Source organism: Cupriavidus phytohabitans (assembly GCF_000426345.1).
GTDB lineage: Bacteria > Pseudomonadota > Gammaproteobacteria > Burkholderiales > Burkholderiaceae > Cupriavidus.
Map to the genome: position 1 here is coordinate 49,750 of NZ_AUFE01000004.1, position 21,936 is coordinate 71,685.

The window sequence follows — 21,936 nt, forward strand, 5'->3', positions numbered from 1 at the left end:
GAGGCGCCATGTTCGAACGCCTGATCCGCTTTGCCATCGAGCAGCGCTGGCTGGTGCTGCTGGCCGTGCTCGGCATGGCCGCGCTGGGACTGTACAACTACACCCGGCTGCCGATCGACGCCGTGCCTGACATCACCAATGTCCAGGTGCAGGTCAACACCGCCGCGCCCGGCTATTCGCCGCTGGAGACCGAGCAGCGCATCACCTATCCGGTCGAGACCGTGATGGCGGGCCTGCCTGGGCTGGAGCAGACCCGCTCGCTGTCCCGCTACGGGCTGTCGCAGGTCACGGTGATCTTCCGCGAAGGCACCGATATCCATTTCGCGCGGCAGCTGGTCAACCAGCGCATCCAGGAAGCGCGCGACAAGCTTCCCACCGGCATTACGCCTGCGATGGGGCCGATCTCGACCGGCCTTGGCGAGATCTACCTGTGGACCGTGGAAGCCGAGCCCAACGCGCGCAAGCCGGACGGCACGCCGTACACGCTGTCCGACCTGCGCGAAATCCAGGACTGGGTGATTCGCCCGCAGCTGCGCAACGTGCCGGGGGTGACCGAGGTCAATGCCATCGGCGGCCATGCGCGCGCCTATATGGTGGCGCCCAGCCTTGAACGGATGGCATCGTATGGCCTGTCGCTCGCCGACGTGGTGACCGCGCTGGAGAAGAACAACGACAACGTCGGCGCCGGCTATATCGAGCGGCGCGGCGAGCAATACCTGGTGCGCGTGCCGGGCCAGGTGCGCTCGCTCGACGATATCCGCGACGTCATCGTCGGCACCGCGCAAGGCCAGCCGATCCGCGTGCGCGACCTGGCCAGCGTGCAGACCGGCGGCGAGCTGCGCACCGGCGCCGCCACCGAGGATGGCCGCGAGGTGGTGCTGGGCACGGTCTTCATGCTGATCGGCGAGAACAGCCGCACGGTGTCGCAGGCCGTCGACCGCAAGATGGCGGAGATCAACCGCACGCTGCCGGCCGGCGTGAAGGCGATCACCGTGTACGACCGCACCACGCTGGTCGACAAGGCCATCGCCACGGTGAAGAAGAACCTGCTGGAAGGCGCGGTGCTGGTGATCGCCATCCTGTTCCTGTTCCTCGGCAACCTGCGCGCGGCACTGATCACCGCGCTGGTGATCCCGCTGTCGATGCTGTTCACCTTCACCGGCATGGTCCACACCCGCACCAGCGCCAACCTGATGAGCCTGGGCGCGCTGGACTTCGGCATCATCGTCGACGGCGCAGTGGTGATCGTCGAGAACTGCGTGCGGCGCCTGGCGCATGCGCAGCAGCGCCATGGCCGCGCGCTGACGCGCACCGAACGCCTGCACGAGGTCTTCGCCGCCGCGCGCGAGGCGCGCCGGCCGTTGCTGTACGGCCAGCTCATCATCATGGTGGTGTACCTGCCGATCTTTGCGCTGACCGGCGTCGAGGGCAAGATGTTCCACCCGATGGCGATCACCGTGGTGCTGGCGCTGCTGGGCGCGATGGTGCTGTCTGTCACCTTCGTTCCCGCGGCGGTGGCGCTGGCCATCGGCAATCGCGTGGCCGAGCGCGAGAACCGGCTGATGGCATGGGCGCGGCGGCGCTACGCGGTGCTGCTGGACCGAACGCTGTCGGCGACGCCGGTGGTGCTGGCGCTGGCCGGCGTGGCGGTGGCGCTGTCCCTGGCGATCGCCACGCGCCTGGGCAGCGAGTTCGTGCCCAGCCTCAACGAGGGCGACCTCGCCATCCAGGCGCTGCGCATTCCCGGCACCAGCCTGACGCAGTCGGTGGCGATGCAGCAGCAGGTCGAGACCACGCTGAAGGCGAAATTCCCGGAGATCGAACGCGTGTTCGCGCGCACCGGCACCGCCGAGATCGCCTCCGACCCGATGCCGCCGAATATCTCGGACGGCTACATCATGCTCAAGCCGCAGTCCGAATGGCCCGCGCCGCGCCGCACGCGCGACGAGCTGATCGCCGCGATCCGCGAAGAGGTCGGCAAGCTCCCCGGCAACAACTACGAGTTCTCGCAGCCGATCCAGCTGCGCTTCAACGAGCTGATCTCGGGCGTGCGCTCGGACGTGGCGGTCAAGGTGTTCGGTGACGACAACGCCGTGCTGGAGGACACCGCCAACCGCATCGCCGCGGTGCTGCAGGGCATTGCGGGCGCGGCCGAGGTCAAGGTCGAGCAGACCACCGGGCTGCCGATGCTCAGCGTCAATATCGACCGCGACAAGGCCGCGCGCTATGGGCTCAACCTGAGCGACATCCAGGAGGCCGTGGCGATCGGCATCGGCGGCAAGGTGTCGGGCACGTTCTTCAGCGGCGACCGGCGCTTCGACATCGTCGTGCGCCTGCCCGATGCCGTGCGCGAAGACGTGGAAGCGCTGCGGCGCCTGCCGGTGGCGCTGCCGAAGGACGCCGTGGCCGGCGCGCGCACCAGCTATATCCCGCTCAGCGAAGTCGCCACCGTGGAGATCGCGCCTGGCCCTAACCAGGTCTCGCGCGAGAACGGGAAGCGCCGAATAGTGGTCAGCGCGAACGTGCGCGGGCGCGATATCGGCAGCTTCGTGCCCGAGGCGGAGGCCGCCATTCGCGAGCGCGTGCGCATCCCTGCCGGCTACTGGACCAGCTGGGGCGGCACCTTCGAGCAGCTCCAGTCCGCTACCGCAAGGCTGCGCGTGGTGGTTCCGCTGGCATTGGGATTGGTGTTCGTGCTGCTGTTCGCGATGTTCGGCAACGTCAAGGACGGGCTGCTGGTCTTCACCGGCATCCCGTTCGCGCTGACCGGCGGCATCCTCGCGCTGTGGCTGCGTGGCATTCCGCTGTCGATCTCGGCCGCGGTGGGCTTTATCGCGCTGTGCGGCGTGGCGGTGCTGAACGGGCTGGTGATGCTGTCGTTCATCCGCTCGCTGCGCGAAGAGGGCCTGGGGCTGGACCAGGCCATCCGCGACGGTGCGCTGACGCGGCTGCGGCCGGTGCTGATGACCGCGCTGGTGGCTTCGCTGGGCTTCGTGCCGATGGCGCTGGCCACCGGCACGGGCGCAGAAGTGCAGCGTCCGCTGGCCACGGTGGTGATTGGCGGCATCCTGTCGTCGACGGCGCTGACGTTGCTGGTGTTGCCGGTGTTGTACCGGCTGGCGCACAGGGATGATGACCCGGTGGCTGCGAACCGCCACGCGAGCAATCCATCTTTCACGTCGCCGTGAAGCGTTTCCCCGGCGCACGCGGCAAACTGGCGGCACATTCAGTCCTCATGTGCCGCCATGCTGCCTGCCGCCGTGTCCGATACCGACGCCGCCATCGACCCGCTTAGCGCCGTCACGCACCCCGATCCCTACCCGTACTACCGCGAACTGGCGACGCACCGGCCGTTCTTCCGCGACCAGCGGCTCGGCTTGTGGGTGGCCGCCGGCGCGCGCGAAGTGGCGGAGGTGCTGTCCCATCCCGAGTGCCGCGTGCGCCCGCCCGCGCAGCCGGTGCCGCCCGTACTGGCCGGCTCGCCCGCCGGCGATCTCTTCGGCCGGCTGATCCGCATGAACGACGGCGCGGCGCACGCGCCGTTGAAGGGATTGCTGATGCCGATGCTGGCCACCATCGACGCGTCCGTCGCCGCCCATCGCGCGGCTGCGCTGGCTGAACTGCTGGACGCCGACACGGCATTGTCCGCCGGGCGCATCAATGGCTTCCTGTTCACGCTGCCGGTGGTGACGCTGGCCGACCTGCTCGGCTTGCCGGTCGCCGTGGATCGCGCTACCGCCGCGGCAGCGGCCGGCCATGTGGCAGCCTTTGCCGCCGCACAGTCGCCGCTCGCCGATGCGAACGCCGTGCAAGCCGGCGCCGACGCCGCGCAATGGCTCGGCAGCTGGCTCGCCGATGCCGTACCGGCAGCAGGCCCGTTGCCGTCGTTGCACCAGGCCGCGCGCGCTGCGGGCATCGATGCCCAAGCGGTGTCGGCCAACACCATCGGCTTGCTGGTGCAGGCCTGCGAAGCCACCGCCGCGCTGGCAGGCAATACACTGCTGCATCTCGGCCGTGGCACGGTGCGGGCCGGTACCGCGCCGGAAGTACTGGCCGCGCAAGTGGCGGTGCTGGATCCGCCGGTGCAGAACACGCGGCGATTCCTCGCCGCCGATGCTCGCCTGTGCGGCCACGACATCAAGGCCGGCGACGCGGTGCTGGTGCTGCTGGCCGCGGCTTCCTGCATTGGCATGGCGGATGGCAAACGCCCATGGACCTTCGGCCACGGCCGCCACGCGTGTCCCGGCGACAGGCTGGCGCAGGCGCTCGCCGGCGCCACGGTCCGCGCGTTGCTGGCGCGCGGCGCCGATCCGGCCGCACTGGCGCGCGCGTTCCGGTATCGTCCTTCGTTGAACGCACGCATCCCGCATTTCTGCTGAGACCCCTACTAAAAGCACGGAGCCCTCATGATCGCCGTCATCTTTGAAGTCGAGCCCGCAGCGGGCCGCCGCGATGCCTACCTCGATATCGCCGCAAGGCTGCGCAGCGAGCTGGAGACCATCGACGGCTTTATCTCGGTCGAACGCTTCCAGAGCCTGACCAACCCGGGCAAGGTCCTGTCGCTATCGTTCTTCCGTGACGAGGCCGCGGTGATCGCCTGGCGCAATACCGTGGCGCACCGCGAGGCGCAGGCCGCCGGCCGCGGCGGCGTGTTCGCCGACTACCGCCTGCGTGTGGCACAGGTGCTGCGCGACTACGGCATGCACGCGCGCGACGAAGCCCCCGCCGACAGCCGCGCGGTGCACGACCGCAAGCCCGGCTGAAGGAGCCAGCGATGACGATGGAAGCCATCGGCACGCAAGCCGCCTTTATCGGCCTGACCTTCCTGCTGGCCGGCTTTGTCAAAGGCGTGGTCGGCCTGGGCCTTCCCACCGTCGCGGTGGGGCTGCTCGGGCTGTTGATGCCGCCGGCGCAGGCCGCGGCGCTGCTGGTGGCGCCGTCGATGGTGACCAACGTGGTGCAGCTGTTCAGCGGTCCCCGCTTCGGGCAACTGGTACTTCGGCTGTGGCCGATGCTCGCGGCGATCTGCGCCGGCACGTGGCTGTGCACCGCGCTGGTGCCGACAGGGTTGACGACGCATGCCACCTCGGCGCTGGGCGTGGCGTTGGTGCTGTACGCGGTGGTTGGACTGGCGGCGGTAAAGTTGCACGTCAAGCCGGCGGCGGAGGCCTGGCTCGGGCCATTGGTCGGCCTGGTGACTGGCGCGATCACTGCGGTGACCGGCGTGTTCGTGATTCCCGCCGTGCCTTACCTGCAAGGGTTGGGACTCGAAAAGGAAAGCCTGGTGCAGGCGCTGGGTCTGTCCTTCACGATATCGACCATTGCGCTGGCGGTCAGCCTGGCGCTGGGCGGATCGCTGCTGCACACACCGGTGCTGGGGGCTTCACTGCTGGCGCTGGTGCCCGCGCTCGGCGGCATGTTCATCGGGCAATGGCTGCGGCATCGCATCAGTGCGGAGCGATTTCGCAAGCTGTTTTTCTGCGGGCTGCTGGTGCTGGGCGGCGAGCTGGCGATGCGCGGTCTCTCCTGACCGCAGGTCGATGCTATACCGCCGGTTTGCTCCCCTCTCCCACTTGCGGGAGAGGGGCAGGGGTGAGGGCAGGCGGTCGCTATGCCGATGCATGACTTCGTCGACGTCCCCGCCCTCACCCCGACCCTCTCCCGCAAGCGGGAGAGGGAGCACACAAGCGTCAGGCAAGGGGCATGGGTACGCGCACGGCCCTCAACGCCCCGCCTGCACGACCCGCCCATTCAACGGCTGCACCGGCCGCGCATTCATCCGGTAAAGCTTGCGGAACGCCGCCAATTGCGCCGCCGAAATCTCCACCGGCGTTTTCAACACCTGCCACTTCACATCCTCGCTGCAAGGCGGCGTGGTCAGCGAGCCGGTGAACGCCCAGTAGGATTGCTGCGCGGGCAGCAGCGCCGCCACGTCAATCGGCGCACCCAGCTCGCGCGATTCACCGGCCCTGGCCGGCAGCCTGGCAAAGACCGGCTGCAACGCCGCATTCTCGCGCCCGGTCTTGAACAGCACCGCCACCACCGCCAGCTTGCCTTCTGCGTTCTGGTGCACCAGGTGCGCCACCAGCGGGTACGCCTTGCCGTTGATCTTCTCCTCGCTCGGCGTATGGAAGTGGAACTGCACCAGCTTGTACGCCGTGCCGTCGAACTCGGCTTGCCCGCCCGCAGGCAAGTTGACCTGGATGGTATGGCCGTTGTTGACCACGGTTGCCTGCGTCGCGGTGTAGCCAAAGCCGATCGGCTTCAGGTCGGCGCTCACGGCCTTGTCGGTACGGATATCGATGGGCGACTGGTGCTTGCCCAGCGTGCAGGTCTTGTAGCCGGCGTCGAGCTCGCCCCAATGGCCGGCGCCGGTCGGTCCGGCGTAGCTCCAGTGGGTGTCGTTGCCTGCCCAGGCGGCAGGGGCGAGCAGAGCTGCGCAAATGGTGATGGCCGGCAGCTTGATGGTCATATCGGTGCGTCCTCGTGTAGGTGACCCCCTTGTACCCGGATCTCCCGGGTTGGCACGGTCTGATGCCAGGCCTGACCCGGGCCCGAAATCATGCAGCAAAACTCGCCCCACGCGAACACAGCATTACTGAATTCCGGTCTGCACTGCGCTTATTGCTGGTACATGGCAGACATCATGACAGGCACGGCCGGCATGATCCGGCCGTGCCTGGCTTCAGTGTGGCGGGGTGCCCGGCTGGCCTGACTCCAGCTGGTCCCGCACCGCGGCGATATGGTCGCCGGCGGCATCGACGGCCGCTTCGAGATCCTGCTCGCTGCAGTGAAGCTCGCGGCACCAGTACTGCACTTCAAGCGGATCCATCAGGTTAACGCGGCCCGGATCCAAAGGCCTGAACTGGCTCGTTGCATCGATCATGCTCGCCTCCTGTCCGTGCCTCGGCGCGACACGACCCTTGCATTGTAGGCAGTGATCGCGATCGCGTTGCATGCAATGCGGACGCTGTGCGCCATGCCATGCACGCGACTCGGCATATGATGCACGGGTTACCCACGCCGACAGGACACCGCATGCCCCGCTCTTCCGGTGCAAAGCTCTGGTCCACGCTGAACAAGGCCGCCACGCGCAATGCCCGCCGCATGCAGCGCGAGCTCAACCGCAACATCACCAGGCCGATGACCGAGGCCATCGTGCGCAACGCGGTGAAGCAATCCGCTGCAGTCACCGCGGCCACGCAACGCGCGCTGTCCGGCGTGGTATCGCCGGCCGAGCCGCCGCGCAGCCGCGGCAGCGGGCGCTGGGAGGAGGGCAGCTGGGGCGCCGGGCCGCTCGCGCCGCGGCGCTATCGCATCTTCGTGCCGGCAGGCGCCAATGGCAGGCGCCGCGCACCGATGCTGGTGTTGCTGCATGGCTGCGGGCAGGACACCGCCAGCTTCGCCGCGGTCACGCGTGCCGCCGCCGTGGCGCGCGAAGCCGGCTGGGTGGTGCTGCTGCCCGAGCAGAGTTCGCAGGCGAATGCGCAGCGCTGCTGGAACTGGTTCAAGCCCGCCGGGCAGGGCGCAGTGGAAGCCGGCCTGCTGATGGCGATGATCGAGCAGGCATGCCGCATGCATCCGGTGGCGGCGAATCGCGTCAGTGTGCTCGGCCTGTCAGCGGGTGGGGCGATGGCATTGACGCTCGGCCTGCGCTATCCCGCGCGCTTCGCGGCGGTCGGCTCGCATTCCGGTGCAGTGCCGTGGAGCGCCACCAACGCGGCCCAGGCAACACGCGCGATGCGCGGCCAGCGCGGGCCTGATGCGCAGGCCGTCCGCGCGCTGCGCCTGGGCCTTGCCGGCCGGCGCCCGCCGCCGCTGTTGCTGCTGCATGGCGATGCCGACGCCATGGTCGATTTCAGCAACGCCACCGCGGCGGCGGCGCTGTGGATGCACCTGCAGCCCGAAGGCGCGCATCCCCTCGCTGCCGTGCCGGCGCGGCGCGTCCAGCGCGGCATGCGGCGTGCGGTCGATGTGTTCGACTGGACCGAGGGCAAGGCGCCCTACCTGCGGCTGGTGCGGATCGAAGGGCTGGGCCACGCCTGGAGCGGCGGGGCGGGAGGGCATGCGTTCTCGGATCCGGCGGGGCCCGATGGGTTGAAGCTGGCGTTGCGGTTTTTTCTGGAGGTCGGGGGATAAGCCGCCTCACCCCAGTGACACCGGCTCAATCACCACATCACTGACCGCGCAAGCCACGCACGGCAGGATCAGCCCTTCCTCTTTCTCATCCAGGCTCAGCCCAGGCCATTCGATCCGGTAGCGGATGGATCCGGCAAGCAGCCGGCTGGCACAGGCGCGGCAGGTGCCGTTGCGGCAGGAGTTGGGCAGCGGCACGCCGTCGAGCAACGCGGCTTCCAGCAAGCTCAGTTCGGGCGACGCGGCAAAGGTCTGGCCACCCGGCAGCACCTGTGCGGTGAATTCCCCGTCGATGTCAGCGACGGACGCTGAGGGTTCATCCATGGGATTCGTCCTGTGCCTGCGGAAACTGCGCGCGCCCATGGGTGGCGTCGCGCAGGGCATCGCGGGCCGCATCCACTTGCGTGGCTGGAAGGCGCAGCACCAGCGTTGCCAGCGCGCCGTAGGCGGTATCGGCCAGCGTGCAGCCGTGCTGGGCGGCCTGCTCGATCCAGCGGCGCACGCGCGGCTCGTCGGCATAGTCGACCGATATCGTCAGCGTGGCGTAGGCGATGCGCTCGATGCGTTCGGCCGACTTCAGCGCGGCGGCGATGGCATCGGTGTAAGCGCGCACCAACCCGCCAGCACCCAGCTTGACACCGCCGTAGTAGCGCACCACCGCGGCCAGTACGCCGTCGAGATCGTGGTGGCGCAGTACTTCCAGGATCGGCCGGCCGGCCGTGCCGGAAGGCTCGCCGTCGTCGGACATGCCCGACGCGCCGCCGGCGAGCAGCGCCCAGCACACATGGGTAGCGGTCGGGTGTTCCGCGCGCAGCGCCTGCAGCACGGCCATGGCCGCGTCGCGGTCGGCCACCGGCAAGGCCAGGGCCAGGAAACGGCTCTTGCGGATTTCGATTTCGGCCTGGACGGGGCGGGCTAGCGTGTAGGTCGGCAAGCGGGACAGATGGAAAAAAGCTGCGCGGTGCGGTCGCGGACAGAACCCGCAAGTGTACCGCAGCGGATTACCCATCCCGGCCGCGCCCCGCCTCAAGTGTTGCATCGTCAACTTTCTGTCACAAAGACGCCCTACGATCTGCGGCGGTCGGGCGCAATGCCGTCCGCCGCCCGCCTGTGCCAACAGGTGCCCGGCCGCCCGCGTGGTGCCGGCGCGATCAAGCAGTCAAAAAACCAGATCCATCCCTTTCCCCGGATAAAACCATGCAACAACAACCTGATGCTGGCCGCCGCAAGGCCCTGAAACTGCTGGCGGGCGCGCCGATGCTTCCGCTTGGCCTGGCTTCCGCCGGCCTGCTGGCCGGCTGCGGCGGCGGCGACGATGCCGTGGCGGCACCTTCACCCGCCACGGCGCCTGGCGCCACCTTCACCACGGCCGAGTTCATCCCCATGAACGCGCCCACGCTGGCGGAGCCCGCGGCGATGGCGACCACCACCGTGGGCTCGAGCCTGAAAGTGTCGTTCAGCGACGGCAGCAGCACCACCTACAAGCTTGCATACCAGCCGTTCTTCATCACCGGCGACATGCTGCCGGACGGCAAGGGCGGCACTGTCGTGGCTGGCGGCTACTACAACATCAACAACCAGCCGATCCTGGACAACTCCGTGGCCGGCAAGGAACGCCAGTTCTTCTCCGACGCACCGGACGGCAGCTCGCTGCTGACGCTGGCCAACCCGGCCGTGCCCGGCGTCAAGGGCAACACCGTGTTCGCGGTGGTGCAGTTCGAGTACACCTCGCGCAACCAGAACAACACCAGCATGTACGGCCTGCTGCCGTCGCCGATCGCCGTGGTGACGCTGGACCAGGACCCCGCCACCGGCAAGCTGACCCCGGTGAAGTACCACAACGTCGATACCTCCGGCGTCAACGGCCTGTGGATCACCTGCGGCGCGAGCCTGTCGCCGTGGAACACCCACCTGTCGAGCGAAGAGTACGAAACCGACCTGAAGGACGCCGCGGCTGTCACGCAGCTGCAGGGCTACAGCCAGAACCTGTATGGCGACGCCACCAAGGCCAACGCCTACAACTACGGCCACCTGCCCGAAGTGACGGTCAACCCAGACGGCACCGGCACCATCAAGAAGCACTACTGCCTCGGCCGCATCTCGCACGAGCTGGTGCAGGTCATGCCCGACGAGCGCACCGTGCTGATGGGCGACGATGCCACCAACGGTGGCCTGTTCATGTTCATCGCCGACAAGGCGCGCGACCTCTCCAGCGGCTCGCTGTACGTGGGCAAGTGGCAGCAGACCTCGGGCGTCGGCCCGGGCAGCGCCACGCTGTCGTGGATCAAGCTGGGCAGCGCCACCAGCGCCGAGATCCGCGCGCTGGTCGATGGCGGCATCCGGCTGGCCGACATCATGGACGTGCAGACCGCCAACCCGAACGACAGCAGCTACACCCGCATCCTGTACAACGGCAAGGCCAACTGGATCAAGCTGGTGCCGGGCATGGAAAAGGCCGCGGCCTACCTGGAAACCCACCGCTACGCCGCGCTGGTCGGCGGCAGCCTGGGCTTCACCAAGATGGAAGGCACCACGGTCAACATCAAGGACAAGAAGGCCTACTCGGCAATGTCGCGCATCGAGTCGAGCATGCTCGCCGGCAATGCCGCCAACGCGGGCGACATCCAGGTCGAAGGCCCGTACTCCGGCGCCGTCTATGAGCTGAACCTGAAGGGCGGCCAGACCGACAAGGGCGGAAGCGCCATCGACAGCGAATGGGTGCCGGTCGACATGGCCGCGGTGCCGGCGCTGGTCAGCGAAGACCTCGGTGGCGGCAAGATGAAGCAGCAGGACGTGCTCGGCAACTTCGCCAACCCGGACAAGGTTGCCACGCCCGATAACCTCAAGTTCTCGGAGAAGCTGCGCACGCTGTTCGTCGGCGAGGACAGCAACACCCACGTCAACAACTTCCTGTGGGCCTACAACGTCGATACGAAAGTGCTGAGCCGCGTACTGTCGTGCCCGGCCGGCGCCGAATCGACCGGCTTGCATGCGGTGGACGAGATCAACGGCTGGACCTATGTGATGAGCAACTTCCAGCACGTGGGCGACTGGGAATCGCCGCTGCATGACACGGTCAAGCCCACGCTCGACCCGCTGGTGCGTGCCAATTACAAGGACCGCTTCGGCGCGGCGGTGGGCTACCTGACCGGGGATCCGACGGGCGTGAAGCTGTCGAAGGCCTGACGCCAGGCGGTCGCCGTGGCATGAAGGCGGCGGCGATTCGCCGCCGCCGGTGCATCCCGGGTCCGCGCGGAGTCTGCTACGCTAGCCGCTAATCCGGCAAACGAGCCGGCAAACGAGCCAGTCGCCATGACCGACCAGACCCACGACCCCGACGCGCGCCGCATGGCGCCCGCCACCGAGCGCAATCGCGCGCCCATCCTCGCGGTGCTGCGCAATGTGCTGCCCGCCAGCGGCACGGTCCTGGAAATCGCCAGCGGCACCGGCCAGCATGCGGTGCACTTTGCCGCGGCGTTTCCAGGCCTGACCTGGCAGCCGAGCGATCCCGACAGTGCCGCGCGCGAATCGATTGCCGCATGGACCGCGCATGCGGGGTTGGCCAATGTGCGCGCGCCGCTGGACCTTGACGTGTGCCGCCAGCCCTGGGGCATCGATGTCGCCGATGCCATTGTCTGCATCAACATGCTCCATATCTCGCCGTGGGCCGCGGCCGAGGCACTGTTCGCCGGCGCGGGCAAGCTACTGAAGCCTGGCGGCGTGCTCTACCTGTATGGTCCCTATCGCCGCGGCGGCGCGCATACCGCGCCGAGCAATGCCGCCTTCGACGCACAGTTGCGCGCCACGGACGCTGAATGGGGCGTGCGCGACATGGAAGACGTGGCTGCGCTGGGCGCAGCGCAGGGATTGCGCTGCGACGAGCCGGTGCCGATGCCGGCGAACAACTTCAGCCTGGTGTTCCGCAAATAGCCGCGTTGCGCGGCGCTTTCAGCCGCGCACCAGCATCACGATGGCCGTGGCGATCAGGCACGCGGCAAACAGTTCGCGCAGGCGCCGCTCGGGCAGCCGGTGCGCCAGCGCCACGCCCCAGGAGATCGTCAGCATGCCGCCCAGCGAAAGCGGAATGCCGCTGGCCCAGTCGACATGCCCGGCGTGGGCATACGTGCCCAGCGCCACCACCGCGCCGGGCGTCACCAGGGCCAGCGCCAGCCCCTGAGCCGCGGCCTGGCGCAGCCCGAACAGCCCCACCAGCGCCGGCGCCGCGACCACGCCGCCGCCCACGCTGAAGAAGCCGGAAAAGACGCCGCCGACCGCGCCGACCAGCGGGATCCAGTGCGGCGACACGCGCGCCTGCTGCGCCGTGGCCGCGCGCCCCGGCAGCAGCCGCCACAGGAAGTACAGCGCCAGCCCGATCATGAAGACCGCGAAGATGCGCCGCAGCGCCTGCGCGTCCATCGCGGTGGCCGCGCGTGCCGACAGCCAGGTAGCCAGCACCGCCGACAGGCCCAGCACCAGCGCGGTGCGCAGGGCAATATCCGCGCGCCTGCGGTACTGCCAGAAGCCGATCAGCACATTGGGCGCGATCATCACGAGTGCGGTGCCTTGCGCCAGCTGCTGGTCCATGCCGTAGATCAGGCCCAATGCCGGGATCGCGATCAGCCCGCCGCCGATGCCGAACAGCCCGCCCACCGCGCCGAGCATGCCGCCAAGGCCAAAAATCAGGAGCGAGGACAGCAGGGAATGGTCAGGCATCGGAGGAGGGGTGAGGCAGGGCAAGGCAGGGCAGGGGCAATGCGGGACGTGAAAGCGGCGGCGCGCGAAAAACCGGAAGCGCGAAGCGGAAAGCCGGATGCGCAGCGGGCACCATCATACGCGACAGGGCCCCGCAGCTGCTTTGCACTAAAATCGTCGTGCATTTCGATCCAGCGGCGCCGGCTGCCCGCCAGGGCGCTGCCGCGCCGCGCCCCGCCACGGAGAAAACGATGAAGGTCCAGAACATCCTGCAGACGATCGGCAATACCCCGCATATCCGCATCAACCGCCTGTTCGGCAGCGGGCACGAAGTCTGGATCAAGTCCGAGCGCAGCAATCCGGGCGCCTCGATCAAGGACCGCATCGCGCTGTCGATGGTCGAAGACGCCGAGCGCCGCGGCGTGCTGAAGCCGGGCGGCACCATCATCGAGCCGACCTCCGGCAACACCGGCATCGGCCTGGCCATGGTGGCCGCGGTCAAGGGCTACAAGCTGGTGCTGGTGATGCCGGACAGCATGTCGATCGAGCGCCGCCGGCTGATGCTGGCCTACGGCGCCAGCTTCGACCTGACCCCGCGCGAGAAGGGCATGAAGGGCGCGATCGCGCGTGCCGAGGAACTGGTCGCCGCCACGCCCGGCGCCTGGATGCCGCAGCAGTTCGACAACCCCGCCAACGTCGATGTGCATATGCGCACCACCGCGCAGGAGATCCTGAGCGACTTCCCCGAAGGGCTCGACGTGCTGATCACCGGCGTCGGCACCGGCGGCCACCTGACCGGCTGCGCCCGGGTGCTGAAGGAAAAGTGGCCGCAGCTCAAGGTGTTCGGCGTCGAGCCGGTGGCCTCGCCGGTGATCTCCGGCGGCGCGCCGGCACCGCACCCGATCCAGGGCATCGGCGCCGGCTTTATCCCCGGCAACCTCGACACCGCGCTGCTCGACGGCGTGATCCAGGTCGATGCCGAACCCGCGCGCGAGATGGCCCGCCGCTGCGCGCGCGAAGAAGGCATCCTGGTCGGCATCTCGTCCGGCGCGACACTGGCCGCGATCGCGCAGAAACTGCCGGAGCTGCCGGCGAATGCGCGCGTGCTGGGCTTCAACTACGACACCGGCGAACGCTACCTGACGGTGGAAGGCTTCCTGCCGGCCTGAGGCCGCTGGCTGGCGGCGACGCCGGGCCAGGCGGTCGGCGGATGCGCGCCGTCAGCGCGAGGACAGGCGGTGGCGCTTGTGCCAGTCGGCCAGCGACTCCTCCGGCCAGGTGTCGCAGTGCACGTGGCCCTTGCCCTTGGGCACATCGACCCAGGGCGCGGCGGATTCCAGCGAGGCCTCCACCACCTCGGGCGGGCGCGGCAGCGGCGTGTCGATGGCCGACGCGTGCGGATGCACCAGCTCCGGCCAGCGCGGATCCCACAGCCACAGCGCGCTGCCGCATTTCACGCAGAAATGCCGCTGCGCCGGCGAGCGCCGCGCGCGCTTGCCTGGCTCGCGCAGCACCGCGTGGTAGATGCCCAGGTACTTGCGTCCGCGCACGTGCAGCGTGGCGGCATCGCCGCCGATATTGATCGCATAGCCACCGCCGCCGGCCGTCTTGCGGCAGATCGAGCAATAGCAGTGCATGTATGGATACGGCGAGTCCGATTCGAGCGAGAAATGGACAGCGCCGCAATGGCAGGAGCCTTCGAGATGCATGGTGGAGTCCTTTGCGCATTGGCGGTTTCTGCAGTTCCTTGACTGTAGAAAACCCTGCACAAAGTGCAAAACCAGTCGCGCCTGGCTCGCCTTACCCCGCCGTGGTTACAGCGCCTTGCGGAAAGTCAGGTTGACGCGCGCGCGTCCCAGCAGCGGATGGTCCCCATCGGCCAGCGGCGCCACGCCGTGGAAGGCCAGCCGCGAAGGGCCGCCCCACACCACCACGTCGCCATGCGCCAGCCGCACGCGCTGCGGCCGGTCCGCGCGGCGCATGCCGCCGAACAGGAATACCGCCGGCAACCCCAGCGAGACCGATACGATCGGCGCGCTGAAGTCGCGTTCATCGCGGTCCTGGTGCAGCGACAGGTGCGTGCCGGGCACATAGCGGTTGACCAGGCAGGCATCAGGCGCGAATCCCGCGAAACCGGCCAGAGCGGCCGCTTCAGCCGCCAGCGCGCGCAACCGCGGCGGCATCGCCGGCCATGGCTGGCCGCTCAGCGGATCGGTGCGGTCATAGCGGTAGCCGCGGGCATCCGAGACCCAGCCCGCATCGCCGCAGTTCGTCATCGCCACCGACATCGTCAGGCCGCCGGGCGTCACCATGTGGCGCAGCGGGGCGGCGGCAATGACCGCCTGCACGTCGGCCAGCAAGGCCCCGGCGTCCGCGCGGGCCAGGCCGCGCAGCACCACTGCGCCGTCTGCCAGGGGCTCGGACGCAGGGTTGGCCGGGGCGGGGTCGTCGAGGTTGTCGAGGTTGTCGAAGAGGTCGAAGGTCATGGCTTGAGGGGGGATGCGTCGGACCGCGCGTGGCTGACAATCAATAACTTAGCACTGAAGGGCGCGTCAGCCCACGCATGCAGCCTGCGCATGCCGGCGATGAAATCGGTGGATAAGCCAGCGCTACCCACCGATTCCCGATAGCCGCGCCCTGGGCGGCATTGTCATACTATGCGGACAATGTCGCAGACCGGACATGACAGATCCGGCGAACACATAAGGAGACAACCCTCATGCAACGACGTCGCTTCTTCCGCGTCGCGCTGGCTGCCGCCAGCGTCGCGCTGACGGCACCCCTTGGTACCCAGGCGCTGGCTGCCGATGACTTCCCGACCCGCCCGATCCGGCTCATCGTCCCTTATGGCGTTGGTGGCGTTACCGACCAGGTGACGCGCGCACTGGCCGACGCGGCCAGCCGTGAACTCGGGCAGGCGATCGTGGTGGAGAACAAGCCCGGTGTCAGTGGCACGCTTGGCGCCACGCAGATGGGGACCGCCGAGCCGGACGGCTACACGCTCAGCATGGCGCCCGTGGTGATCTTCCGCCTGCCGCACGTGCAGAAGATGCGCTATGACCCGCTCAAGGATCTGACTTATATCTCGATGATCGCGGACTACAACTTCGCGGTGGCGGTGAAAAAAGATGCCAAGTGGCAGACCATGCAGGAGTTGATCGCCGATGCGAAGGCAGACAAGAAAGGCATCAGCTATGGCACCACCGGCATCTATGGCAGCCAGCACCTGACCATCTCGGAACTGGCGCGGGTATCGCAATCGAACTGGACCCACGTGCCGTACAAGGGCGACGCCGAGGCCATTACCGCGCTGCTGAGCGGCTCGTCCGATGTGGCCGTGTTGTCGAACACGTTGCTGCCCTACGTGCAGAACGGGCAGATGCGCGTACTGGCGACGCTGTCGGAAAAGCGTGCCGCGGATTTCCCTAACGCGCCGACGCTGAAGGAGATCGGCTATCCGGTGTGGTCGAACTCGCCGTTCGGCATCATCGGCCCGGCGAACATGAAGCCAGCGGTAGTGAAGCGGCTTGACGAGGCCTTCCGCAATGCGCTCAAGGATCCGAAGTTCCTGGCCGTGACGCGCCAGTACGGCATGGTCACCAACTACATGAATCCCGAGCAATACGCCGCCTATGCGCAAAAGGCCTTCAAGAGCGAAGGCGAGATCATTGCGCGGCTGGCCGAGGCGATGAAGAACCAGTAAGCGGTAGCGCGCTGCGGCGTGCCGGCTATGGCGCTTGGCGCGTTGGGCCGATCAGCAGCGCGCGGCGGAGCGGAGTCCGCCGCGCACGTCCAAGTGCTGGATACCGTTTGCGTTTGCTATCAGCCGCCGAATTCGGCCAGCAGCCTCTCACGGTCCTGATCCAGCACAGGAGGATTGCGGACCCCCGACAGCGCTTCAGTGCTTCCGAACTTGACCGGGTTGCCCGCCACCTGCAGCGACTTGCCGTCGCCAATCCCGATTTCGAGGATCATCCCGCGCGCCCGCACATGGGGATTGCTCACCAACTGTGGAACGGTGTTCATCGGCCCATGCGGAACACCCGCTGCCTCGAGGATCGCCTCCCATTCGGCCGTCGTGGCATCCGCCAGCCGCGACTCCAGGCACGTCTTCAGCGCGGCATGGTGTTCGTTGCGCGCGGGCACGGTGGCGAAGCGCTCCTCCTGTGCCCATTCGCTGCGGCCTAGCGCAACGCAGAGCTTGCCGAACAAGGCATCGTTGCCGACCGCGATGACAATGAAGCCGTCCCGGGTGGCGAACATGTCGAACGGCGTGATCGACGGATGGCGGGTGCCGAGCGGCTGGGGCACGCCACCGGTCGCCGAGTAGCGGGCGATCGGGTTCTCCAGCAACGCCACCTGGCAATCGAGCATGGCAATGTCGACGCGTTCTCCCAACCCAGTCTGCGCGCGCCTGAGCAGCGCCGACTGGATGCCGATGGTCGCGTACAGGCCCGCGCCGATATCGCCGATCGACACCCCGACCCGCGCCGGATTGCCGCCCAGCTCGCCGGTCACGCTCATCAGCCCGCCCATCGCCTGGACCACCATATCGTAGGCCGGGCGGGCGCGATACGGGCCGGTCTGGCCGAAGCCGGAGATCGACGCATACACCAGCCTTGGGTAGCGGGCATGCAGGTCCTCCCAGGTGAAGCCCAGCTTCTCCATGACGCCCGCGCGGAAGTTTTCCACCAGCACGTCGGCGGTCGCGAGCATGCGCTCCAGCACCTGGCGGTCACCGGCATCCTTGAGGTCCAGCGCGATCGATTCCTTGTTGCGGTTGATGGACGCGAAGTAAGCAGATTCACCATCCACAAACGGACCGACCTGGCGCGAGTCGTCGCCGCCGGCCGGATTCTCGATCTTGATCACCCGGGCGCCCATGTCGGCAAGCATCATCGTGCAATACGGTCCCGAGAGCACCCGTGTCAGGTCTACCACCGTGATGCCTGCCAGCGGCAATTGCGCGCATTCCTTGCTCATGACGTTCTTCGCTCCACTCAGTCGATTCTTGCGCCGCTCGTGACCGCCAGGTCGACGCCGATCTTGCCTTCACGCGCCGCGTACTCCTGGAACTCGGCCACCGAGCCCGACACCGAAACCTCGTCGCCCTGCAACAGGAACTTCTTCTTCAGTTCCGGGTTGGCCATCACCTTCGCCGTGGCCGCGTACAGCCTGTCGATGATTTCCGGCGGCGTTCTGGCCGGGGCGAACAGCCCATACCACGCCGACAGGTCATAGCCCTTGACGCCGCCTTCGGCGATGGTCGGCAGTTGCGGATGCGCCGCCGAGCGCTGCCCGGACGTGACCGCGATGGGAACGATCTTGCCGGTGTCGATCATTGGCTTGACCGACGGGGCCGTGCCGAAGGTGAGCTGGACATCGCCGGCGGCCACTGCCTGCGCCGATGGCGCGCCACCCTTGAAGGGGACGTGCGTCATCTGCACGCCCGCGAGCTTGGTGAAATGGACGCCGGCCAGGTGCGTGATCACGCCGTTGCCAGAGGACGAATAGTTGAGTGCGCCCGGGTGTGTCCTGGCCTTCGCTACCAGATCGGCCACGCTTCTGATGCCGGTCTCCTTGTTGACCGCCAGAATCATCGGCGCGGCCACCAGCCGGGTAATCGGCACGAAGTCGCCGGGCTGGTATTTGATGTTCCTGTAGAGCACCTTATCGCCGCCCATCAGGCTGGCAGTCGCGATATAGAGCGTATAGCCATCAGCCGGCGCCTTCGCCACGAATTCCGCTGCGATGGTGGTGCCGGCGCCGGGCCGGTTATCGACGATCACCGGTTGCCCTAGTTCCTGGCTCAATGCGTCGCCGTACAAGCGTGCGGTATTGTCGGCCCCGCCGCCGGCGGGAAAGCCGATCACCAGCCGGATCGGCTTGGTGGGGTAATCGGTTGGCGCGGCATGGGCTGACCACGCCAGTACCGATGCGGCAAGCGCCGCCAATCTGAATGCAGCCTGCTTCATTGCGGTGTCTCCTCGTAGCTGTCTCGCTACTTGCCTGTGAATTGCGGCCTTCGCTTCTCCTTCCACGCAGCCGCCCCTTCCCGGAGATCCGCGGAGGTCTCCGAGCGATGCATGTCCCGCTCCAGCCTCTTTTCATCCAGCACGCCACGAGCGATGGCGTTCAGGTGGGCCTTCATGCCGAGCAGCGCGATAGGTGCCATGCCGGCCAGTTGGTGCGAGAGTTCGTCGACGCGGGACTGCAGCGCCGGCGCGTCGACGATTTCCGTCAGGAAGCCGATGCGCAGCATTTCCTGCGCGTCGATTTTGTCCGCCGTCAGGAACAGGCGCTTGGCGGCATTCAGCCCCAGCCGCGACACGTACCGTTCCATGCCGCCGCGATAGAAGTGCAGGCCCAGGCGGGCGGCCGGCATGAACATGTCGCAGCCGGGTACGCCTATGCGGAAGTCGCAGGCCAGGCACAGGTCGGTGGCGCCGCCGTATACCCCGCCATTGATGGCGGCGATCGTGACGGGGCGCGCGGCCTCGATCGCGTCCATGACTTCGCCGAAATTCAGCGCGCCCTCGTCCGCCTTGCCCGCCAGCGAGCCAATGTCATAGCCGCTGCAGAAATACTTGCCGGAACTGACGAAGCGCAGCACGAGCACGCGTTCCATCTCGTTGACAGCGTCGAGATGGTCGCGCAGCACCCGGAGGTCGCCCGGGGCGAGGCGGTTGGCGACGTCGGGGCGGCGCAGGCAGATCGTCGCCACGGAACCCTCCACAGCCAGTACGGGCACGTTATCATCCATGCAACAATATCTCTGTGGTTAGTTGATATATCTATAAAGGCTACAGATATTTTTACTCTGATACCAATGAGGGTATTCCCGTGCAGTCGCTACAAGATCAAATCCGGGAACGTGTCGTTTCCGATATCCAGTCCGGCGCCTTGCGCCCGGGCGCCCAGATCGACGAAAAGGTCCTGGCCGATAGATTCGAGAGTTCCCGCACGCCGGTACGCGAAGCCTTGCTGATGCTCGCGGCGCAGGGTCTCGTCACCATCGTTCCGCGCGCCGGCATGTTCGTGTACAAGCCGAACGCGGCCGAACTGGTCGCCATGTTTGAAACGCTGGCGGAAATGGAGGGCGTGGTGGCGAGGCTTGCCACGCAGCGGATCACCGAGGCGGGAAAGAAAGTCCTCGCGCAGGCGCACGCAGCCGCGGGCCGGTTCGTGGAGGAAGGCGATACGTCCGGCTATATCGAGGCCAACCGCCGGCTCCACGAGGTGCTGTACCAGGCCGCGGCCAACCCGTTTCTGAGGGAGCAGATCGTGCAGCTTCGGCGCCGGCTCGCGATCTACTGGCAGCAGAAGGGTCTGATCAACGATGCGCGGGTGCCGAGCTCGCACCGCGAGCATGGACAGGTCGTGGAGGCCGTGCTGGGTGGCAATCCGGACGCTGCGGGGGAGGCGATGCGCATGCATGTCTCCGCAGGCGGGAAGGCGATTGCCGATCTCGTGCTGCTGGCGGGAGTTGAGACGATATAACGAAAGGGGGCGCTTCTGGCAAAGCTCTTCGTATGTAGACCGTAAAATTCCGGTTTCCTGCAGCATCAACGCATAGGCCGCCTGAAAAGGCGGCCTTTGTGTCATGGAAGCGCCGATTTCCCGGCGCCTCTCCTGGGCGTCAGGCGAACGTATCGACCTCGCCGCGCGCCAGCATTCGCGCAGACCGTACCACCGGTTCCTCCGGTGCGGCGGTCTCAGCCAGCGTGCCCGTACCGAAGGCCGGTTGCCCGCGCCCGTTGCCGGGCGCCTGTTGCTGTTGCTGCCCATTGCCGGCCTGGCCGGCAAAGCCGTCCGCACCGATGGAAGTCTGGCCCAGCTGGATGCCGTTCTCGGACAGCGCGGTGCGCAGGTGCGGCAGCGCCGCCTCCACCGCGGCGCGGACCGCCTGGTGCGGCGAGACGAACTGGGCCTGGGCCTGGTCGTTGACCACGTTGAGCACGACCTTCAGCGGGCCGAGGTCGGGCGGGTTCAGTTGCAGCTCGGCGCTCTGCGTGCCCTGGGTGCTGAGGCGGATCATCTGCTGGCCGAGCGCCTGCGGCCACTGGCTGTCGTACAGCGCGGGGGCGACCACCGGGCGAGCGGCAGCGGCCGCGGCAGCCGCCGGGGCCTGGGCCGAGTGCTGGCTGGCGAGTGTGGCGGCCAGGGCCGGCGAGTCGTCTGCGCTGGTCGTGGCAGTGCTGGCCTCGCTGGCGCGCGCGGCAGCCTGCGCGGCGGCGAACGATGCAGGCCCCGGGCGCGCTTCGCCGGTGCCATTGGCGGCGGCAAGCGGATCGGTGCGATGCTGGCCGATGCCGCTGTCAGGCTGCTGGCCGGCGCTGTCTTGCTGCGCCGGCATGCCGGTAGCCGGCGCGGATTGCGCGAGGGCCGCGGCCGGCCTGGCGTCGGTGGCGGCCGGCGTGCTGCCCTGCATCGCGGCGCGTTGGGAGGCAATGGTTGCGAGCGTGTCGGCGACTGAGGGCTGGGCCGGCCCGGCCTCGGCAACCGCGACCTGCAGCATGCCGGGTAATGCGGCGTCGCCCCGCTGCGCCGGTGCCGGGGTGCTGGCAACGTCGGCTGTGTCGGCAGCTGCCGGTTGCGCGGCGCCCGCCAGCGCGGATTGCAGGGCAGCGCTGCTGCCTGCGTCGGCGGCCGAACCGACCGCTGCGGCGGCAGCACCGGTCGCTGCTGCCGTGGCCGGGCTCGTTGCCGGCAGCAGCAACGCCAGCGCCGCGGCTGCCGCTGCTGCGGCGGCATCGGCGGAACCGGTGGTACTAGTGCTGTCGTCGTCTTCCTTCGCCTTGTCGGCGGTGGCTGGCTTGCCCCCCGGCGCCTGCGGCTTGCCGGTGTCGGCGCGCGACGGCTCCGGCGCAGCCTGCTTGTCGCTCGCGGACTTGTCCTGCCCGGCGCCTGCATCCCTGGCCGTGGTTGCCGGAGCTTGCTGGGGGCTGCTTTCGCGGGCGCGCGTCATTGCGTCGCCGAAGCCGTTGGTGCCGCCGGCGGCTCGCCTGGCGCTTTCGGCCGCACCGGCAGCCGCCCTGGCGGCATTGGCCGTGTTGCTGACAATCTGGCTGATATCGATCATGTCTTCCTGCTGCGGATTTCCGGTTG

21 protein-coding genes are annotated in these 21,936 nt (G+C 68.1%); 10 read left to right on the top strand and 11 right to left on the bottom strand.

Going from position 1 to position 21,936, the window contains the following annotated elements:
* The first annotated feature begins 8 nt into the window (after window positions 1–8).
* From K309_RS0104200 to K309_RS0104215, 4 genes are read left to right on the top strand one after another with little or no spacing between them, the layout of a single operon-like run.
* On the top strand, window positions 9–3,188 hold the full coding sequence (locus K309_RS0104200; RefSeq protein WP_029045253.1) for a CusA/CzcA family heavy metal efflux RND transporter: 3,180 nt from the start codon (window positions 9–11) through the stop codon (window positions 3,186–3,188).
* A gap of 57 nt (window positions 3,189–3,245) precedes the next feature.
* The gene (locus K309_RS0104205) at window positions 3,246–4,379 is read left to right on the top strand and encodes a cytochrome P450 family protein (RefSeq protein ID WP_035876776.1); all 1,134 of its coding nucleotides are present in this window, start codon (window positions 3,246–3,248) and stop codon (window positions 4,377–4,379) included.
* Between the two features lie 27 nt (window positions 4,380–4,406).
* Entirely contained in the window at window positions 4,407–4,763 is a 357-nt protein-coding gene (locus tag K309_RS0104210; protein ID WP_029045255.1) for an antibiotic biosynthesis monooxygenase family protein, read from the top strand.
* Window positions 4,764–4,774: 11 nt separating this feature from the next.
* A complete protein-coding gene (locus K309_RS0104215; RefSeq protein WP_029045256.1) occupies window positions 4,775–5,530 on the top strand; it encodes a sulfite exporter TauE/SafE family protein in 756 nt (251 codons plus the stop codon).
* Between the two features lie 192 nt (window positions 5,531–5,722).
* Here the strand turns inward: K309_RS0104215 and K309_RS0104220 are convergent, their stop codons facing one another.
* Window positions 5,723–6,472, bottom strand: a complete 750-nt coding sequence (locus K309_RS0104220) for a carbonic anhydrase (RefSeq protein WP_029045257.1) — start codon at window positions 6,470–6,472, stop codon at window positions 5,723–5,725.
* A gap of 213 nt (window positions 6,473–6,685) precedes the next feature.
* The gene (locus K309_RS0104225) at window positions 6,686–6,886 is read right to left on the bottom strand and encodes a DUF3606 domain-containing protein (RefSeq protein WP_029045258.1); all 201 of its coding nucleotides are present in this window, start codon (window positions 6,884–6,886) and stop codon (window positions 6,686–6,688) included.
* Between the two features lie 152 nt (window positions 6,887–7,038).
* Here K309_RS0104225 and K309_RS0104230 point away from each other — a divergent pair, with 152 nt between their 5' ends.
* Entirely contained in the window at window positions 7,039–8,139 is a 1,101-nt protein-coding gene (locus tag K309_RS0104230) for an extracellular catalytic domain type 1 short-chain-length polyhydroxyalkanoate depolymerase (protein ID WP_029045259.1), read from the top strand.
* A 6-nt stretch (window positions 8,140–8,145) separates the two neighbouring features.
* Here the strand turns inward: K309_RS0104230 and K309_RS0104235 are convergent, their stop codons facing one another.
* Together K309_RS0104235 and K309_RS0104240 are read right to left on the bottom strand one after the other, a co-directional pair.
* The gene (locus K309_RS0104235) at window positions 8,146–8,460 is read right to left on the bottom strand and encodes a 2Fe-2S iron-sulfur cluster-binding protein (RefSeq protein ID WP_035876778.1); all 315 of its coding nucleotides are present in this window, start codon (window positions 8,458–8,460) and stop codon (window positions 8,146–8,148) included.
* Window positions 8,453–9,070: an IMPACT family protein gene (locus K309_RS0104240; RefSeq protein WP_029045261.1), complete on the bottom strand. Its 618-nt coding sequence runs from the start codon at window positions 9,068–9,070 to the stop codon at window positions 8,453–8,455. The genes K309_RS0104235 and K309_RS0104240 overlap by 8 nt, the downstream gene beginning before the upstream one ends.
* Window positions 9,071–9,333: 263 nt before the next feature.
* Between K309_RS0104240 and K309_RS0104245 the strand changes: the two genes are divergently transcribed.
* Window positions 9,334–11,322 carry a PhoX family protein gene (locus K309_RS0104245; protein WP_029045262.1) on the top strand — a complete coding sequence of 663 codons (1,989 nt, stop codon included), beginning with the start codon at window positions 9,334–9,336 and terminating at the stop codon, window positions 11,320–11,322.
* A 126-nt stretch (window positions 11,323–11,448) separates the two neighbouring features.
* A complete protein-coding gene (locus tag K309_RS0104250) occupies window positions 11,449–12,066 on the top strand; it encodes a DUF938 domain-containing protein (protein WP_029045263.1) in 618 nt (205 codons plus the stop codon).
* A gap of 18 nt (window positions 12,067–12,084) precedes the next feature.
* Here K309_RS0104250 and K309_RS0104255 read toward each other — a convergent pair whose 3' ends face one another.
* The gene (locus K309_RS0104255) at window positions 12,085–12,849 is read right to left on the bottom strand and encodes a sulfite exporter TauE/SafE family protein (RefSeq protein WP_029045264.1); all 765 of its coding nucleotides are present in this window, start codon (window positions 12,847–12,849) and stop codon (window positions 12,085–12,087) included.
* 230 nt (window positions 12,850–13,079) lie between these two features.
* Between K309_RS0104255 and cysK the strand changes: the two genes are divergently transcribed.
* Entirely contained in the window at window positions 13,080–13,997 is a 918-nt protein-coding gene (gene cysK, locus K309_RS0104260) for a cysteine synthase A (protein ID WP_029045265.1), read from the top strand.
* Window positions 13,998–14,048: 51 nt separating this feature from the next.
* Here the strand turns inward: cysK and K309_RS0104265 are convergent, their stop codons facing one another.
* A complete protein-coding gene (locus K309_RS0104265; RefSeq protein ID WP_029045266.1) occupies window positions 14,049–14,537 on the bottom strand; it encodes a GFA family protein in 489 nt (162 codons plus the stop codon).
* A gap of 105 nt (window positions 14,538–14,642) precedes the next feature.
* On the bottom strand, window positions 14,643–15,314 hold the full coding sequence (gene alkB, locus K309_RS0104270) for a DNA oxidative demethylase AlkB (protein ID WP_029045267.1): 672 nt from the start codon (window positions 15,312–15,314) through the stop codon (window positions 14,643–14,645).
* 233 nt (window positions 15,315–15,547) lie between these two features.
* On the opposite strand from alkB, the gene K309_RS0104275 reads away from it, so the two are divergent.
* A complete protein-coding gene (locus tag K309_RS0104275; RefSeq protein WP_029045268.1) occupies window positions 15,548–16,531 on the top strand; it encodes a tripartite tricarboxylate transporter substrate binding protein in 984 nt (327 codons plus the stop codon).
* A gap of 119 nt (window positions 16,532–16,650) precedes the next feature.
* Here K309_RS0104275 and K309_RS0104280 read toward each other — a convergent pair whose 3' ends face one another.
* The 3 genes from K309_RS0104280 to K309_RS0104290 are packed head-to-tail and all read right to left on the bottom strand — an operon-like array spanning window position 16,651 to window position 19,591.
* Window positions 16,651–17,811 (bottom strand): CaiB/BaiF CoA transferase family protein, encoded by a 1,161-nt coding sequence (locus tag K309_RS0104280; RefSeq protein WP_029045269.1) that lies wholly within the window; start codon window positions 17,809–17,811, stop codon window positions 16,651–16,653.
* A gap of 17 nt (window positions 17,812–17,828) precedes the next feature.
* Window positions 17,829–18,803 carry a tripartite tricarboxylate transporter substrate binding protein gene (locus K309_RS0104285; protein ID WP_029045270.1) on the bottom strand — a complete coding sequence of 325 codons (975 nt, stop codon included), beginning with the start codon at window positions 18,801–18,803 and terminating at the stop codon, window positions 17,829–17,831.
* 26 nt (window positions 18,804–18,829) lie between these two features.
* Window positions 18,830–19,591, bottom strand: coding sequence for an enoyl-CoA hydratase/isomerase family protein (locus K309_RS0104290; RefSeq protein WP_029045271.1), 762 nt, complete (start codon window positions 19,589–19,591; stop codon window positions 18,830–18,832).
* An 80-nt stretch (window positions 19,592–19,671) separates the two neighbouring features.
* Here K309_RS0104290 and K309_RS0104295 point away from each other — a divergent pair, with 80 nt between their 5' ends.
* The gene (locus K309_RS0104295; RefSeq protein ID WP_051320324.1) at window positions 19,672–20,328 is read left to right on the top strand and encodes a GntR family transcriptional regulator; all 657 of its coding nucleotides are present in this window, start codon (window positions 19,672–19,674) and stop codon (window positions 20,326–20,328) included.
* 139 nt (window positions 20,329–20,467) lie between these two features.
* On the opposite strand, the gene K309_RS0104300 is transcribed toward K309_RS0104295, so the two are convergent.
* Window positions 20,468–21,910: a flagellar hook-length control protein FliK gene (locus K309_RS0104300; RefSeq protein WP_029045273.1), complete on the bottom strand. Its 1,443-nt coding sequence runs from the start codon at window positions 21,908–21,910 to the stop codon at window positions 20,468–20,470.
* Window positions 21,911–21,936 lie beyond the last annotated feature (26 nt).